This is a genomic window from Stenotrophomonas sp. 22692 (assembly GCF_052045015.1).
GTDB classification, from domain to species: Bacteria; Pseudomonadota; Gammaproteobacteria; order Xanthomonadales; family Xanthomonadaceae; genus Stenotrophomonas; species Stenotrophomonas geniculata.
The window spans coordinates 57,991-70,669 of record NZ_JBQEMR010000010.1 but is presented as its reverse complement, the minus strand read 5'-3'; the positions used below and the strand labels follow the sequence as shown (position 1 = coordinate 70,669).

At 67.0% G+C, this 12,679-nt stretch carries 10 protein-coding genes and 1 tRNA gene; 3 read left to right on the top strand and 8 right to left on the bottom strand.

Features of this window, described 5'->3' with window-relative positions:
- Nucleotides 1-4: 4 nt before the first annotated feature.
- Nucleotides 5-2,743: a TonB-dependent receptor plug domain-containing protein gene (locus tag ACTJJM_RS10445; RefSeq protein ID WP_440865455.1), complete on the top strand. Its 2,739-nt coding sequence runs from the start codon at nt 5-7 to the stop codon at nt 2,741-2,743.
- 541 nt (nt 2,744-3,284) lie between these two features.
- Here the strand turns inward: ACTJJM_RS10445 and ychF are convergent.
- The 8 genes from ychF to ACTJJM_RS10405 form a co-directional block, all read right to left on the bottom strand.
- Nucleotides 3,285-4,376 carry a redox-regulated ATPase YchF gene (gene ychF, locus ACTJJM_RS10440; protein WP_440865454.1) on the bottom strand — a complete coding sequence of 364 codons (1,092 nt, stop codon included), beginning with the start codon at nt 4,374-4,376 and terminating at the stop codon, nt 3,285-3,287.
- Between the two features lie 142 nt (nt 4,377-4,518).
- Nucleotides 4,519-5,097, bottom strand: coding sequence for an aminoacyl-tRNA hydrolase (gene pth, locus ACTJJM_RS10435; RefSeq protein ID WP_197602292.1), 579 nt, complete (start codon nt 5,095-5,097; stop codon nt 4,519-4,521).
- 48 nt (nt 5,098-5,145) lie between these two features.
- Nucleotides 5,146-5,763 carry a 50S ribosomal protein L25/general stress protein Ctc gene (locus ACTJJM_RS10430; RefSeq protein ID WP_014036085.1) on the bottom strand — a complete coding sequence of 206 codons (618 nt, stop codon included), beginning with the start codon at nt 5,761-5,763 and terminating at the stop codon, nt 5,146-5,148.
- Between the two features lie 110 nt (nt 5,764-5,873).
- Nucleotides 5,874-6,833, bottom strand: a complete 960-nt coding sequence (locus ACTJJM_RS10425) for a ribose-phosphate diphosphokinase (RefSeq protein WP_005415400.1) — start codon at nt 6,831-6,833, stop codon at nt 5,874-5,876.
- Between the two features lie 140 nt (nt 6,834-6,973).
- Nucleotides 6,974-7,050 (bottom strand) — tRNA-Gln (locus ACTJJM_RS10420).
- Nucleotides 7,051-7,061: 11 nt separating this feature from the next.
- Nucleotides 7,062-7,931, bottom strand: coding sequence for a 4-(cytidine 5'-diphospho)-2-C-methyl-D-erythritol kinase (gene ispE, locus ACTJJM_RS10415; RefSeq protein WP_043403181.1), 870 nt, complete (start codon nt 7,929-7,931; stop codon nt 7,062-7,064).
- On the bottom strand, nt 7,928-8,587 hold the full coding sequence (lolB, locus tag ACTJJM_RS10410; RefSeq protein WP_043403178.1) for a lipoprotein insertase outer membrane protein LolB: 660 nt from the start codon (nt 8,585-8,587) through the stop codon (nt 7,928-7,930). Before lolB ends, ispE begins: the two co-directional genes overlap by 4 nt.
- Nucleotides 8,584-10,269, bottom strand: coding sequence for a tetratricopeptide repeat protein (locus ACTJJM_RS10405; RefSeq protein WP_177178908.1), 1,686 nt, complete (start codon nt 10,267-10,269; stop codon nt 8,584-8,586). Before ACTJJM_RS10405 ends, lolB begins: the two co-directional genes overlap by 4 nt.
- Before the next feature lie 63 nt (nt 10,270-10,332).
- Between ACTJJM_RS10405 and hemA the strand changes: the two genes are divergently transcribed.
- Together hemA and prfA are read left to right on the top strand one after the other, a co-directional pair.
- Nucleotides 10,333-11,616, top strand: a complete 1,284-nt coding sequence (hemA, locus tag ACTJJM_RS10400; RefSeq protein ID WP_440865453.1) for a glutamyl-tRNA reductase — start codon at nt 10,333-10,335, stop codon at nt 11,614-11,616.
- Nucleotides 11,594-12,676 carry a peptide chain release factor 1 gene (prfA, locus tag ACTJJM_RS10395; RefSeq protein ID WP_010481754.1) on the top strand — a complete coding sequence of 361 codons (1,083 nt, stop codon included), beginning with the start codon at nt 11,594-11,596 and terminating at the stop codon, nt 12,674-12,676. Before hemA ends, prfA begins: the two co-directional genes overlap by 23 nt.
- Nucleotides 12,677-12,679 lie beyond the last annotated feature (3 nt).

Genomic DNA, 12,679 nt, shown 5'->3' with positions numbered 1-12,679 from the left:
CCTCATGCGTAGAAAGGCGATGGCGTGGTCGATCCAGCTGGCGTTGATGGGCGTGGCTGCTTCCGCGGCGGCCCAGGCACCGGCTTCCTCTTCGGTGCAACAACTGGACGCGGTGCAGGTCACCGGTTCGCGCATTCCGCGCGCCCAGGTCGAAGGCCCCGCCCCGATCACGGTGATCAGCGCCGAGCAGATCCGCTCCAGCGGCTTTACCACCGTGCCGGACGTGCTGCGCGCGATGACCCAGAACGGGGGGGAGACCCAGAGCCAGCAGTCCTCCAGTGGCGCTGACTTCTCGCCGGGCGCCCAGCAGGTGGACCTGCGCGGCCTGGGCCCGAATCACACGCTGGTGCTGGTCAATGGCCGCCGCATCGCCGACTTCCCGATGCCGTTCAAGGGCCGCAGCAACTTCACCGATGTCTCCAACATCCCGTTGGGGATGATCGAGCGCATCGAAGTGCTGACCGGCAGCGCCTCGGCCATCTACGGCTCGGACGCGATCGCCGGCGTGGTCAACTTCATCCTGAAGAAGAAGGCCGACGGCACCACGATCGACATGCGCATGGGCACCACCAGCGAAGGCGGTGGCGACTCGTTCGACATGAGCCTGGCCAGCGGTTTCAGCCGCGGCAATTTCAACGCGGTGTACAGCGTCGAGCTGCAGTCGCAGAGCCCGCTGTGGGCGTACGAGCGCGACATCCAGGATTCGACCCAGGACGGCCCCACCGAGGGCTCGCGCATCGCCCGCCGCGCTTACCTGCGCACGGACTACAACGACGACTACCTGGATCCGGGTACGGCCACCTGCGAAGCGCTGGCCGGGCAGAACCAGGGCAGCACCTACCGCGCGTACCGCCCGCGCTACGGCTACTACTGCGGCAGCGACAGCTCGATCGGCTACGGAACCATCCTCAGCAAGCGTCGCGGCGCCAATGGCTACGCGTCGCTGAGCTACGACTTCGACAACGGCCAGCAGTGGTTCGCCGATGTGCAGCTGGGCTACCACACGATGTCGCTGATTCGCGACGTCACCAAGTGGGGCCGCATGGACGCCAATGGCGATGAGTCGGGCTATTTCAACAACCAGGCCACCGGCGAGATCGAGTTCTGGCAGCGCCAGTTCTCACCCGAGGAAATGGGGGGCCTGCGCAATGCGATGGTGCGCAGCACGCAGAAGACCTTCAGCGTGACTACCGGCTTCAAAGGCAATCTGGCCGGCAACTGGGACTACGAGGCAGCATTGAGCCATTCGCAGTACCAGTCGCGGATCAGCTGGGCACAGATCATCGCCGCCAAGGCCAATGACCTGTTCCTGGGCCCGCAGCTGGGCGTGGACGACGACGGTTTCCCGATCTACAACGCCGATCCGTCACGCCTGTACCGGCCACTGACCCGCGCCGAGTACGACTCGATCGCGGCGCGTACCACTTACACCCCGAAGTCGCGGACCGAGACGGCCGCGTTCACGCTGACCAATTCCGCGCTGTTCGGCCTGCCGGGCGGTGACGCCGGCTTCGCCGCGACCGTGGAAGTGGGCCAGCAGGCGTACTCGCTGAATCCCGATCCGCTGGCGACCCAGTACTACTACTACAGCTGGAAGGATTCGGACGGCAACGGTTCGCGCAACCGCTGGGCCACGGCGGCCGAGCTGCGCATGCCGCTGCACGAGACGGTCAACCTGAGCGTGGCCGGCCGCTACGACCAGTACCGCTATTCCGGCCACACCATCGGCAAGGCGACCTGGAGCGGCGGCCTGGAATGGCGCCCGATCGACACCCTGCTGGTACGTGGTTCGTATGGCACCGCGTTCCGCGCGCCGGATCTGCACTACGTGTTCGCCGGCCCGGGCAACGACGAGACCAGCGCCGTGGACCTGTACAGCTGCCGCGCCGACGATGCCGCCGACTGTTCCGACTACGAGCACAACCTGATCCGCAGCCGCACCGGCAACCGTCAGCTCGACCCGGAAACCAGCACCTCGTGGAGCGCCGGCTTCGTCTGGTCGCCGGCGATCGGCCTGGACCTGTCGGTGGACTGGTTCGACATCGACATGCGCAAGCAGGTGCAGGACATGGACGTGCGCACGATACTGGCCAGTGAAGCGAACTGCCGCCTGGGTACTGCCGACATCAACTCGCCGACCTGCGTGGATGCGCTCGACCGCATCACCCGCACCAGTGATGGCCGCCTGTACGGCGTACGCGTCGCCCCGATCAACGTCGCCCGCGAGTCGACCTCCGGCATCGACGTCGGACTGCGCTACCGCCTGCAGACCGGCATTGGTGATTTCATCCTCAACGGCACCCACACCTGGGTGAAGAAGCACGATTTCCAGCGCTACCCCGGTGATCCGATCCTGGACCAGTTCGCGGTCAACAGCAACTTCGACATCCCGCGTACCAAGACCAGCCTGAGCGTGACCTGGGAGAAGGAGGCGTGGTCGGCCACGGTCTATGGTTCGCGCCTGGGCAAGCTGCCGACCTCGGACAGCTACGACCAGGTATTCAAGTGGGACAGCGGTGACAGCCCGTACATCAACGCGACCTACCGCTACAACGCGTCGCTGCAGTACCGCTTCGACGACCACGCGCGCCTGTCGCTGTCGGTGGTGAACGTCTTCAACAAGATGCCGCCGAAGGACGCCACCTACACCGCGTATCCGTATTACGACGTGTCCTGGTTCGACAGCGTCGGCCGCACCATCAACCTGCAGTACACCCACAAGTTCGGTGGCAGCGCATTGTAAGCGCGGTTACGCAGGACGTGGACGACGGGGCCCGCCATTGGCGGGCCTTGTTGTTTGCGGCGCTGGCTCGGGTTTTCCACACCCCACGTGGAAAGCGATGGGAACTAGGTGTGGACAAGTGGGTGGGAACATTGCACCGCAGGTGTTTCCACGCATGGTGTTTTTTTGTCCACGTCCCCGATTGTTTTCCACACCGGACGTGGAAAGCAGTGGGAACTAGGTGTGGACAAGTGGGCACGAGCTTTGCAGCGCAGGGGTTTCGAGGCATGGTGAAACTTTATCCACGTCGCGCGGGCAAGCACCTGTAGAGCCGAGCCCATGCTCGGCTCCGGCTGGCATCAGCCGAGCAAGGGCTCGGATCTACAGGACGTCGCATGGTTTTCCACACCAGGCGTGGAAAGCGATGGGAGTTTGCTGTGGACAAGTGCCGGCGAACGTCACGCCGCAAGCGTTTCGCAGCGTGGCGTTTTTTTATCCACCCCGGAAACGCAAACGCCCCGCTCGGGGCGGGGCGTTTGCGTAGCATCAACGTGCGATGGGATCAGACGTTGAAGCGGAAGTGCAGGATGTCGCCTTCCTGCACGCGGTACTCCTTGCCTTCCAGGCGCAGGCGACCGGCTTCCTTGGCACCGGCTTCGCCCTTGTACTTGATGAAGTCGTCATACGCGATGGTTTCGGCGCGGATGAAGCCCTTCTCGAAGTCGGTGTGGATGACCGCGGCAGCCTGCGGAGCGGTGGCGCCCTTGCGCACGGTCCACGCGCGGACTTCCTTCACGCCTGCGGTGAAGTAGGTCTGCAGGCCCAGCAGGCTGTAGGCCGCGTTGATCACGCGGTTCAGGCCCGGCTCGCTCAGGCCCAGGTCCGCCAGGAAGGTATCGCGGTCTTCGTCGTCGAGCTGGGACAGCTCTTCTTCGATCGCGGCCGACACCGGCACCACCTGCGCGCCTTCGGCGGCGGCATGCGCGCGCACGGCGTCCAGGTGCGGGTTGTTCTCGAAACCGTCTTCCAGCACGTTGGCGATGTACATCACCGGCTTCAGGGTCAGCAGGAACAGATCGCGCACCAGCACCTTCTCTTCGTCGTCCAGGCCGACCGAGCGACCGGCCTTGCCCTCCGACAGTGCAGCCTGCAGCTTGGCCAGCACCGGCTTGCGCGCCGCCGCATCCTTGTCGCCGCCCTTGGCCGCACGCTCGGCACGGTTCAGTGCCTTCTCGACGCTGTCCAGGTCGGCCAGCGCCAGCTCGGTGTCGATGGTTTCGATGTCCGAGATCGGATCGACCTTGCCGGCCACGTGCACGATGTCGCCGTGCTCGAAGCAGCGCACCACGTGGGTGATCGCATCGACTTCGCGGATGTGCGCCAGGAACTTGTTGCCCAGGCCCTCACCGCTGGCGGCACCGGCCACCAGGCCGGCGATGTCGACGAACTCGACCGCGGTCGGGATGACCTTCTGCGGGTTGATGATCGCTGCCAGCTCGTTCAGGCGCGGATCCGGCACCGGCACGATGCCGACGTTCGGCTCGATGGTGCAGAACGGGAAGTTCGCCGCGGCGATACCCGCCTTGGTCAGCGCATTGAACAGGGTCGACTTGCCGACGTTAGGCAGGCCGACGATGCCGCATTTGATACCCATGGGTGACAGCTCTCTGGGGTGAAAGTGATTGGTGAAACAGCGCGCGCGCTGCTTGGCCAATCCATCTCGGTGTCGATCATTGTGTGCCAACCAAGGTTGGCACGCACCGGAATCGGGAAGGTTGGCACCTACCCAAAGCGGGTTACTTCGGAGTGTGCAGGCGCTTCATCGCTTCGCTGAAATCGCCCTGTACCGCCAGCGGCATGACGTCGATCGCATCGTCGATGGCGCGCGCGATCAGCACGTCGTCGTCCTTGGACGGGCGGCCGAGCACCCAACCCACCACGCGGTCCTTGTGGCCGGGATGGCCGATGCCCACGCGCAGGCGATGGAACTTGCCGTGACCGAGCAGGCGGATGGTGTCACGCAGGCCGTTCTGGCCGCCGTGGCCACCGTCGAACTTCAGCCGCGCCGCACCGGGCGGCAGGTCCAGCTCGTCGTGGGCCAGCAGGGTTTCCTCCGGCTCGATCTTCCAGAACCGCTGCGCGGCGGTGACCGACTTGCCACTGAGGTTCATGAAGGTGGCGGGCTTGAGCAGCCACACCGTCTGCCCGGCGATCTCGACCTTGGCGGTCTCGCCGAACAGCTTGCTGTCCACATTCCATCGCGCACCGGCTTTTTCCGCCAGGGCCTCAACGAAATGAAACCCGGCATTGTGCCGGGTCCGGGCGTGTTCCGATCCGGGGTTGCCCAGACCGACGATCAGTCGCAGTCCTGCCATGGTTCCTTCCAGTACGGTGCCTGCCCGGAGGCAGGCACCGTAGCGGTATTACTCGGCGGCAGCCGCTTCTTCGTCAGCCGCGTCGGCCTTGCCGGCCTTGGCGGTGACGATGGCGTCGTCGTGGTCCTTGCCCAGCGCCAGGGCCGGGATTTCCACGCCCTTCGGCAGCTTGATGTTGGACAGGTACACCACGTCACCGGCCTTCAGCTCGCCCAGGTCGACTTCGATCGACTCCGGCAGGTCCTTCGGCAGGCAGGTGATGGTCACTTCCTTCAGTTCGTGGGTGACCACGACGTCGGCAGCCTTGCCAGCCGGCGAGGTGTCTTCGTTGATGAAGTGCAGCGGGACCGAAGCGGTCAGGGCTTCGTTCTCGTTCACGCGCTGGAAGTCCAGGTGCATGATCAGCTGCTTGTACGGGTGGCGCTGCATGTCACGCAGCAGGACCTTCTGCACCTGGCCGTCCAGGTTCAGGTCCAGGATCGAGGCATAGAACCACTCGTTCTGCTGGGCCAGCCAGATTTCGTTGTGGTCCAGGCTGATGGCGACCGGCTCGGCGTTGCCGCCGTACACGATGGCCGGGATCACACCCGCGTGACGCAGGCGGCGGCTCGCACCCTTACGCTGCAGTTCACGCTTGGTGACCTTGATTTCATGGGTCTTCGACATTTTCGACTACTCAGGTTGTTGCCCTGCCTTGCGGCGTGGCGGTTGAAGATGCTTCCGCGACCAGAAGCACCCGGGGTATGTCCCCGCCGTTGCCGGCAGGGACGAAAAACTCAGTCGACGTACAGCGAGCTGACCGACTCGCCGAAGGCGATACGGCGCATCGTTTCGGCCAGCATTTCCGCCACGCTCAGCTGGCGGATCTTGCTGCACACCCGCGCGGCGTCCTTCAGCGGAATGGTGTCGGTCACCACCAGCTCGTCGAGCTGGGAATTGGTGATGTTGTCCACCGCCGGGCCCGACAGCACCGCGTGGGTGCAGTAGGCGGCGACCTTGAGCGCACCGCGCGCCTTCAGGGCAGCGGCAGCGGCGCACAGGGTGCCGGCGGTATCGACGATGTCATCGACCATCACGCAGGTCTTGCCTTCGACGTCACCGATGATGTTCATCACGGTGGAGACGTTGGCGCGCGGGCGGCGCTTGTCGATGATCGCCAGGTCGGCGTCATCCAGGCGCTTGGCCACCGCACGGGCGCGGACCACGCCGCCGACGTCCGGCGACACAACGATCAGGTTCTCGGTGCCGTAGGCGCGCCAGATGTCGGCCAGCAGCAGCGGGGACGCATACACGTTGTCCACCGGAATATCGAAGAAGCCCTGGATCTGGTCGGCGTGCAGGTCGACGGTCAGCACGCGATCAGCGCCAGCGGTGCTGAACATCTTCGCCGCCAGCTTGGCGGTGATCGGCACGCGCGAGGAACGCATGCGGCGATCCTGGCGCGAGTAGCCGAAGTACGGCACCACGGCGGTCACGCTGGCCACCGATGCGCGCTTGAGCGCGTCGATCAGCACCAGCAGTTCCATCAGGTTTTCCGCGCTCGGCGCGCAGGTCGGCTGGATCACGAACACGTCCTGCTTGCGGACGTTCTCCTCGATCTCCACCTGCACTTCGCCATCAGAGAAGTGCGAGACCAGCGCCTTGCCCGGGCGAACCCCCAGTTCCTTGCAGATATTCTGCGCCAGACGTTTGTTGGCGTTGCCGGAAAAGACCAGCAGGTTCGGGGACTCTTGCATCATGATTGTCTCGGGCGGGGACGAGTGGCGGGGATCCGGAGTCGGCAAGGACCCTGATGGACCCTTGCTGCTGACAACACCGCGGTTGTTTCCACGTCCCGCGCGGGCGATGCGCTGGAAGGCGCGGACACAGCCGCTATTGGCAGGGGCGGTAGGATTCGAACCTACGAATGCCAGGATCAAAACCTGGTGCCTTGGGCCTCTTGGCGACGCCCCTGCAGTGATAAATCAGTGTTGCTCGAGTGCATCCAGCAGTGGCGAACGCGCAACGCCCGCTGCCACCCTTGCCCGCAACTCCTTCGGCAACTTCGACCGTCCCTGCTCTGCGGCAGACTGCGATGCGAACTCGACGAAACAACCACTTCCCGAACCGGTCAGCCGCGCCGTGCCGATGTCGCTCAACGCGGCGAACGCTGCCTCGACGGCAGGCTCACGGCGGCGCAGCACCGGTTCGAACACGTTCCCGACCAGGGTCCCGGAAGCGAAGTCCTCTATTTTCGCCACTGGGCTGTCGCGCGTCAAATCCGGGTCTGCGAACAGGGCCGGGGTGGGAACATGAACGCCCGGTTCGACCACCACGTACCAGGCCGGGGCCAGGGTGATCGGCTGCAGGCGCTCGCCCACGCCTTCGGCCCAGGCATTGCGGCCGCGCACGAACACCGGCACGTCCGCGCCCAGGCGCAGGCCCAGCGCGGCCAGCGCATCCTCGTCCAGACCTGCCCGCCAGAGCCGGTTCAGCACCACCAGCACGGTGGCGGCATCGGAGGAACCGCCGCCAAAGCCACCGCCGGCAGAAACGTGCTTTTCGACGATGATGTCGGCGCCTTGCGCGCTATTGACCGCGTCTTTCAGAAGCCGCGCGGCGCGTACCGCCAGGTCATCCGCCTCGGCCACGCCGGCCAGGCCGTCGCCCTGCCGGCGCACCTGGCCATCTTCACGCAGGCGCAGGCCAATGCGGTCGCCCCAGTCCAGCAGGCGGAACACGGTCTGCAGCTCGTGGTAGCCGTCGGCGCGGCGGCCGGTGATGTGCAGGAACAGGTTCAGCTTGGCCGGGGCCGGCCACCAGGACCAGCCCGCGTCATCGTGCCCGGCACTCATGGGGCGCCCTGCCCCCACTGGTCCACCAGCAGGCGCACCTTGGCGTCGCCATTGCTGGCCTCGATCCGGCGCGGCAGCGCCGGGCGCCCGGCCTCGGCCGGGTACCAGTCCAGGTACTGCACCTGCCAGCCCATCTGCTGCATGCGACGCGGCCGGCCTTCACCGTCGCGCTCGACCTTCTCCGGACCGGCAGCATCGCCGGCCACCAGGCCACGGATCCACTGCGGCAGCTGGTTGACCGGGATGTCCCAGCCGGTCGCCTCCAGCAGCAGCTGCTGGGCGTCCTCGCCGTCACGCGGCCCGCCGGCCAGTCCCTCAAGGCGACCGGCTTCGGAATGGGTATCGCCGGTCAGCTTCCAGCTCTGCCGGGTCACCGGCGCGCTCAGCTCGACCACATAGCGGCGCCCTTCCTGCTTCCAGTCGATGCGACCGCTGCCGCCATCCTTGCCCTTGCTGACCGCGACCCGGCCCTGGAAGGCCCAGTCCGACTGTGCCTGCAGCGCGGCCACGCGCGCCGCCTCCGCCTGCGCCGCTTCGGCCGAAACAACCTCGACCACCGCCGGCGCCGGGGTCTTCTGCGTGCCCACGCTGGTACAGGCGGTCACCGCCAGGGTCACGGCCGCCAACAGCAGCGGCCGGATAAGGGAAACACTCATGGATTGAATTTCTCGCGGGCGCGCAGCAGCGCGCGGTTTTCAGGATCGAGCTTGGCCGCTTCTTCAAAGAAGTGGCGGGCCTCGTCATGCTTGCCCAGCACCCACAGCACTTCGCCGACATGGGCGGCGATCTCCGGGTCCTTGGCCAGGGTCCAGGCACGACGCAGCTGCACCAGCGCCTCTTCCTTGCGGCCCAGGCGATACAGCACCCAGCCATAGCTGTCGACGATGGCGGCGTTGTCCGGCTCAGCCACGCGGGCGCGGTCGATCAGCTCCAGTGCTTCCTGCAGGCGGCCGGTGCGATCGGCCAGGGTGTAACCCAGCGCGTTCAAAGCCGGCACGTTCTCCGGATCGGTCACCAGGATCTTGCGCAGATCGGCCTCGGCGCGCGGGATGTCGTCGCGGCGTTCCCAGGTGAGCGCACGGGCGTACAGCAGGCCGTTGTCATCCGGATAAGCGGCCAGGCCGCGGGCCAGCGCATCCAGTTCACCGGAACTGTCGTCGGCGCGCTGGCGCAGTTCCGCTTCCAGCAGGTAGGCGTCGCGGCGGACATCGTCGTCGACCACCGCATCGGACTGGATCGCGTGCACTTCATCCAGCGCCAGCGGCAGGCGCCCGGCCAGGGCCTGGGCGTTGGCCGCACGCAGGCGCGCTTCGCTCAGCTCATCGCCGCCGGGCACGCTGTGATACCACTGCACCGCCTCGGGATAACGCTTCAGGTACTCGGCGATCTTGCCCAGCAGCAGGCGCTGCGCCGGGTCCGGCTTGGCCGCCTGCCGCGACAGTTCGTTGTAGAGGTTGGACAGCGCCGCCTTGTCGCCCTGCTTGGCCAGCAGCGAAGCGCGCATGCCCCAGGTCTGCACGTCCTGCGGGCCGAAGGCCAGCACGCGCTCGGCCGCGGACGGCTGGCCGAGGCTGTCGTAGGCAATGGCCACCGCATTGCGCAGTTCCGGGTCCTGGCGGGTCTTAGGCTCCACATCGTGCAGCAGCGACAGCGCCTTGCCGGTCTCCCCGGCCTGCTGCAGCTGGCTGGCACGCAGCAACGCCACACGCGGTTCTTCAGGGAAGCGCTTGACCACTTCATCGATCATGCGCCGCGCCAGTTCGGGCTTGTCCATGCGCAGGGCGAGGCGGCCGAACTCCTGCCAGGCTTCGATCTTCGGTGGAATGGCGTTGGCGTCGACCAGCTCACCCAGCACCTGCGCGGGCACCGCCGGATCGCGCCCCCCACCGATCAGGGCGGCCAGGGCAAACTTCCAACCGCGCTCGTCGGAGTCGGCCAGCAGGCCCTGCAGTTCGGTGCGGGCAGCCTTCACATCGCCCTGGCGCATGGCCAGCGCACCGGCCGCACTGCGCATGGTCAATGAGCGCGGGGCCCGCTGTTGCCACAGGGCCAGGCCCTTGGCGGCGCTGGCATCATCGTTGGCGAGCATGGAAATGCGGGTCGCACGCTCGGCCAGGCCGGCGTCGCCGTCGGTCTGCTGGGCCGCCTGCAGGTACCAGCGCGCGGCCTCAGCCAGCTTGCCGGCCTGCAGGGCGAACTCACCGGCCATCACCGGCTCCAGCGCCAGTTCCTCAGTGGCCGGGGCCCTTACAGGGGCCTTGGCCGGCACCGCCGCCAGGGCCTGGCTGCAGGCCAGGGACAGCAGCAGAACACTGGGGATGCGAATCAATGCGGGCATCGTCGGCATCGGGGCCTTAAAATGTCGTCCAATGGCCAGCAGCTTATCGCAAGCAACTGAACAATGACCCTGTGGGTGCTCGGACTGAATCACCAGACCGCACCGGTGGAGCTGCGCGAGCGCGCGGCCTTCGCCGGTGAGGCGTTGCCGCGCGCGCTCGGTTCGCTGCGCGATACCCCGCAGATCGCCGAGGCGGTGCTGCTGTCCACCTGCAACCGCACCGAGCTGTATGCCGTGGCCGATTCGGCACAGGCGCTGGACCAGTGGCTGCACACCCAGGCCGGCGACCTGCAGGGCTACCTGTACCAGCACGCCGATGCCGAAGCCGTGCGCCACCTGTTCCGGGTCGCCACCGGCCTGGATTCGATGGTGCTGGGTGAACCGCAGATCCTCGGCCAGGTGAAGGATGCCTGGTCGACCGCGCGCGACCACGGCCTGCTCGGCCAGCGCCTGGACCGCCTGTTCCAGCAGACCTTCTCGGTGGCCAAGCGTGCGCGCACCGATACCCAGGTCGGCGCCAACCCGGTATCGGTGGCGTCGGCCGCAGTGCGCCTGGCGCAGAACGCGTTCGCCCGGCTGGACGATTCCACCGTGCTGCTGGTCGGTGCCGGCGAGACCATCGAACTGGCTGCACGGCACCTGAGCGAAGGCAAGGTACGCCGGCTGCTGATCGCCAACCGCACCCTCGCCCACGCGCAGGAACTTGCCAGCCGCCATGGCGGCGTGGCCCTGCCGCTGACCGAACTGGACCGCCACCTGGGCGAGGCCGACGTGGTGTTCTCGGCCACCGCTGCGCGCGAACCGGTGATCCATCGCGAGATGGTGGCCAAGGCCCTGCGCGCGCGCCGGCACAAGCCGATGCTGCTGTTCGACCTGGCCGTACCGCGCGACATCGAGGCCGAGGTCGGCACGCTCAACGATGCCTTCCTCTACACCGTGGACGATCTCGAGCGTGCGGTGGAAGACAACCGCCGTGGCCGCCGTGAGGCCGCCGCCGAAGCCGAGGCGATCATCGACCTGCAGGTGTCGCGCTTCGTCGAGACCCAGCAGGCCAGCGCCCACCAGGCGCCGCTGCGGCAGCTGCGCGCGTTCGGCGAAGCCACCCGCGCCGAGCTGCTGGAGCGCGCACGCCAGCAACTGGCCAACGGCAAGCCGGCCGATCAAGTGCTGGAGCTGCTTGCCCACGGCCTGACCAACCGCCTGCTGCATCCGCCGACCGCCGCCCTGCGTGCGGCCGCGCTGAGTGGCGATGCCGACCTGACCCGCGCCGCCGAGCGCCTGTTCCCGGCCACGCCGGGTTACCGCCACCCACCCGTGAGACCCGATGACGCCGACCCTGCGCCGTAAGCTGGAAGCGCTGGCCGAGCGCCGCGAAGAACTGGAACGCCTGCTCGCCGAACCCGATGTGGTCGCCGACAACACTCGTTTCCGCGACCTTTCGCGCGAATTCGCCCAACTTGAACCGATCGCCATCGCCCTGGCTGATGAAGCCCGTGCCAAGGCCGATCTGGCAGCCGCCGAAGGCATGCGCGCCGACCCCGACCTGCGCGAGCTGGCCGACGAGGAAATCGCTGCTGCACAGGCGCGCCTGCAGGAACTGGAGCAGGAGCTGGCGCTGCTGCTGGTGCCGCGCGACCCGCGCGACGAAGGCAACCTGTTCCTGGAAGTGCGCGCGGGTACCGGCGGCGACGAGGCAGCGATCTTTGCCGGCGACCTGTTCCGCATGTACGCCCGCTACGCCGAACGCCAGGGCTGGAAGGTCGAGATCGAATCGGACAGTCCGGGCGAGCACGGCGGCTACAAGGAAGTGGTGGCGCGCGTGGTCGGCCGTGGAGCGTTCTCGCGCCTGAAGTTCGAATCGGGTACGCATCGCGTGCAGCGCGTGCCGGCCACCGAATCTCAGGGCCGCATCCACACCTCGGCGGCCACCGTAGCGATCATTCCCGAGGCCGATGAGGTCGATGACATCGTCATCAACCCGGCCGACCTGAAGGTGGATACGTTCCGCTCGTCCGGTGCCGGCGGCCAGCACGTGAACAAGACCGAATCGGCCATCCGCATTACCCACGTGCCGACCGGCGTGGTGGTGGAATGCCAGACCGAGCGCAGCCAGCACGCCAACCGCGACAAGGCGATGAAACGCCTGAAAGCACAACTACTGGACGCCGAGCGCCAGCGCCAGGACGCGGCGCAGGCCGAATCGCGGCGCCTGCAGGTCGGCAGCGGCGACCGCAGCCAGCGCATCCGCACCTACAACTTCCCGCAGGGCCGGATCACCGACCACCGTGTGGAAGGCCTGACGCTGTACGACCTGCCCAACGTACTGGCCGGCGACCTCGATCCGCTGCTGCAGCGGCTCAGCCACGAGCACCAGGTCGACGCCCTGGCCCAGCTGTCGGCGGGCTGAGCA

Bases quoted from the DNA above. Each gene is read 5' to 3' on its own strand.
- ACTJJM_RS10430 (WP_014036085.1), bottom strand. From the start codon at position 5,763: ATGTCGAAGACCCATGAAATCAAGGTCACCAAGCGTGAACTGCAGCGT.
- pth (WP_197602292.1), bottom strand. From the start codon at position 5,097: ATGGCAGGACTGCGACTGATCGTCGGTCTGGGCAACCCCGGATCGGAA.
- ispE (WP_043403181.1), bottom strand. From the start codon at position 7,931: ATGAGTGCCGGGCACGATGACGCGGGCTGGTCCTGGTGGCCGGCCCCG.
- ychF (WP_440865454.1), bottom strand. From the start codon at position 4,376: ATGGGTATCAAATGCGGCATCGTCGGCCTGCCTAACGTCGGCAAGTCG.
- hemA (WP_440865453.1), top strand. From the start codon at position 10,333: ATGACCCTGTGGGTGCTCGGACTGAATCACCAGACCGCACCGGTGGAG.
- ACTJJM_RS10445 (WP_440865455.1), top strand. From the start codon at position 5: ATGCGTAGAAAGGCGATGGCGTGGTCGATCCAGCTGGCGTTGATGGGC.
- lolB (WP_043403178.1), bottom strand. From the start codon at position 8,587: ATGAGTGTTTCCCTTATCCGGCCGCTGCTGTTGGCGGCCGTGACCCTG.
- ACTJJM_RS10405 (WP_177178908.1), bottom strand. From the start codon at position 10,269: ATGCCCGCATTGATTCGCATCCCCAGTGTTCTGCTGCTGTCCCTGGCC.
- prfA (WP_010481754.1), top strand. From the start codon at position 11,594: ATGACGCCGACCCTGCGCCGTAAGCTGGAAGCGCTGGCCGAGCGCCGC.
- ACTJJM_RS10425 (WP_005415400.1), bottom strand. From the start codon at position 6,833: ATGCAAGAGTCCCCGAACCTGCTGGTCTTTTCCGGCAACGCCAACAAA.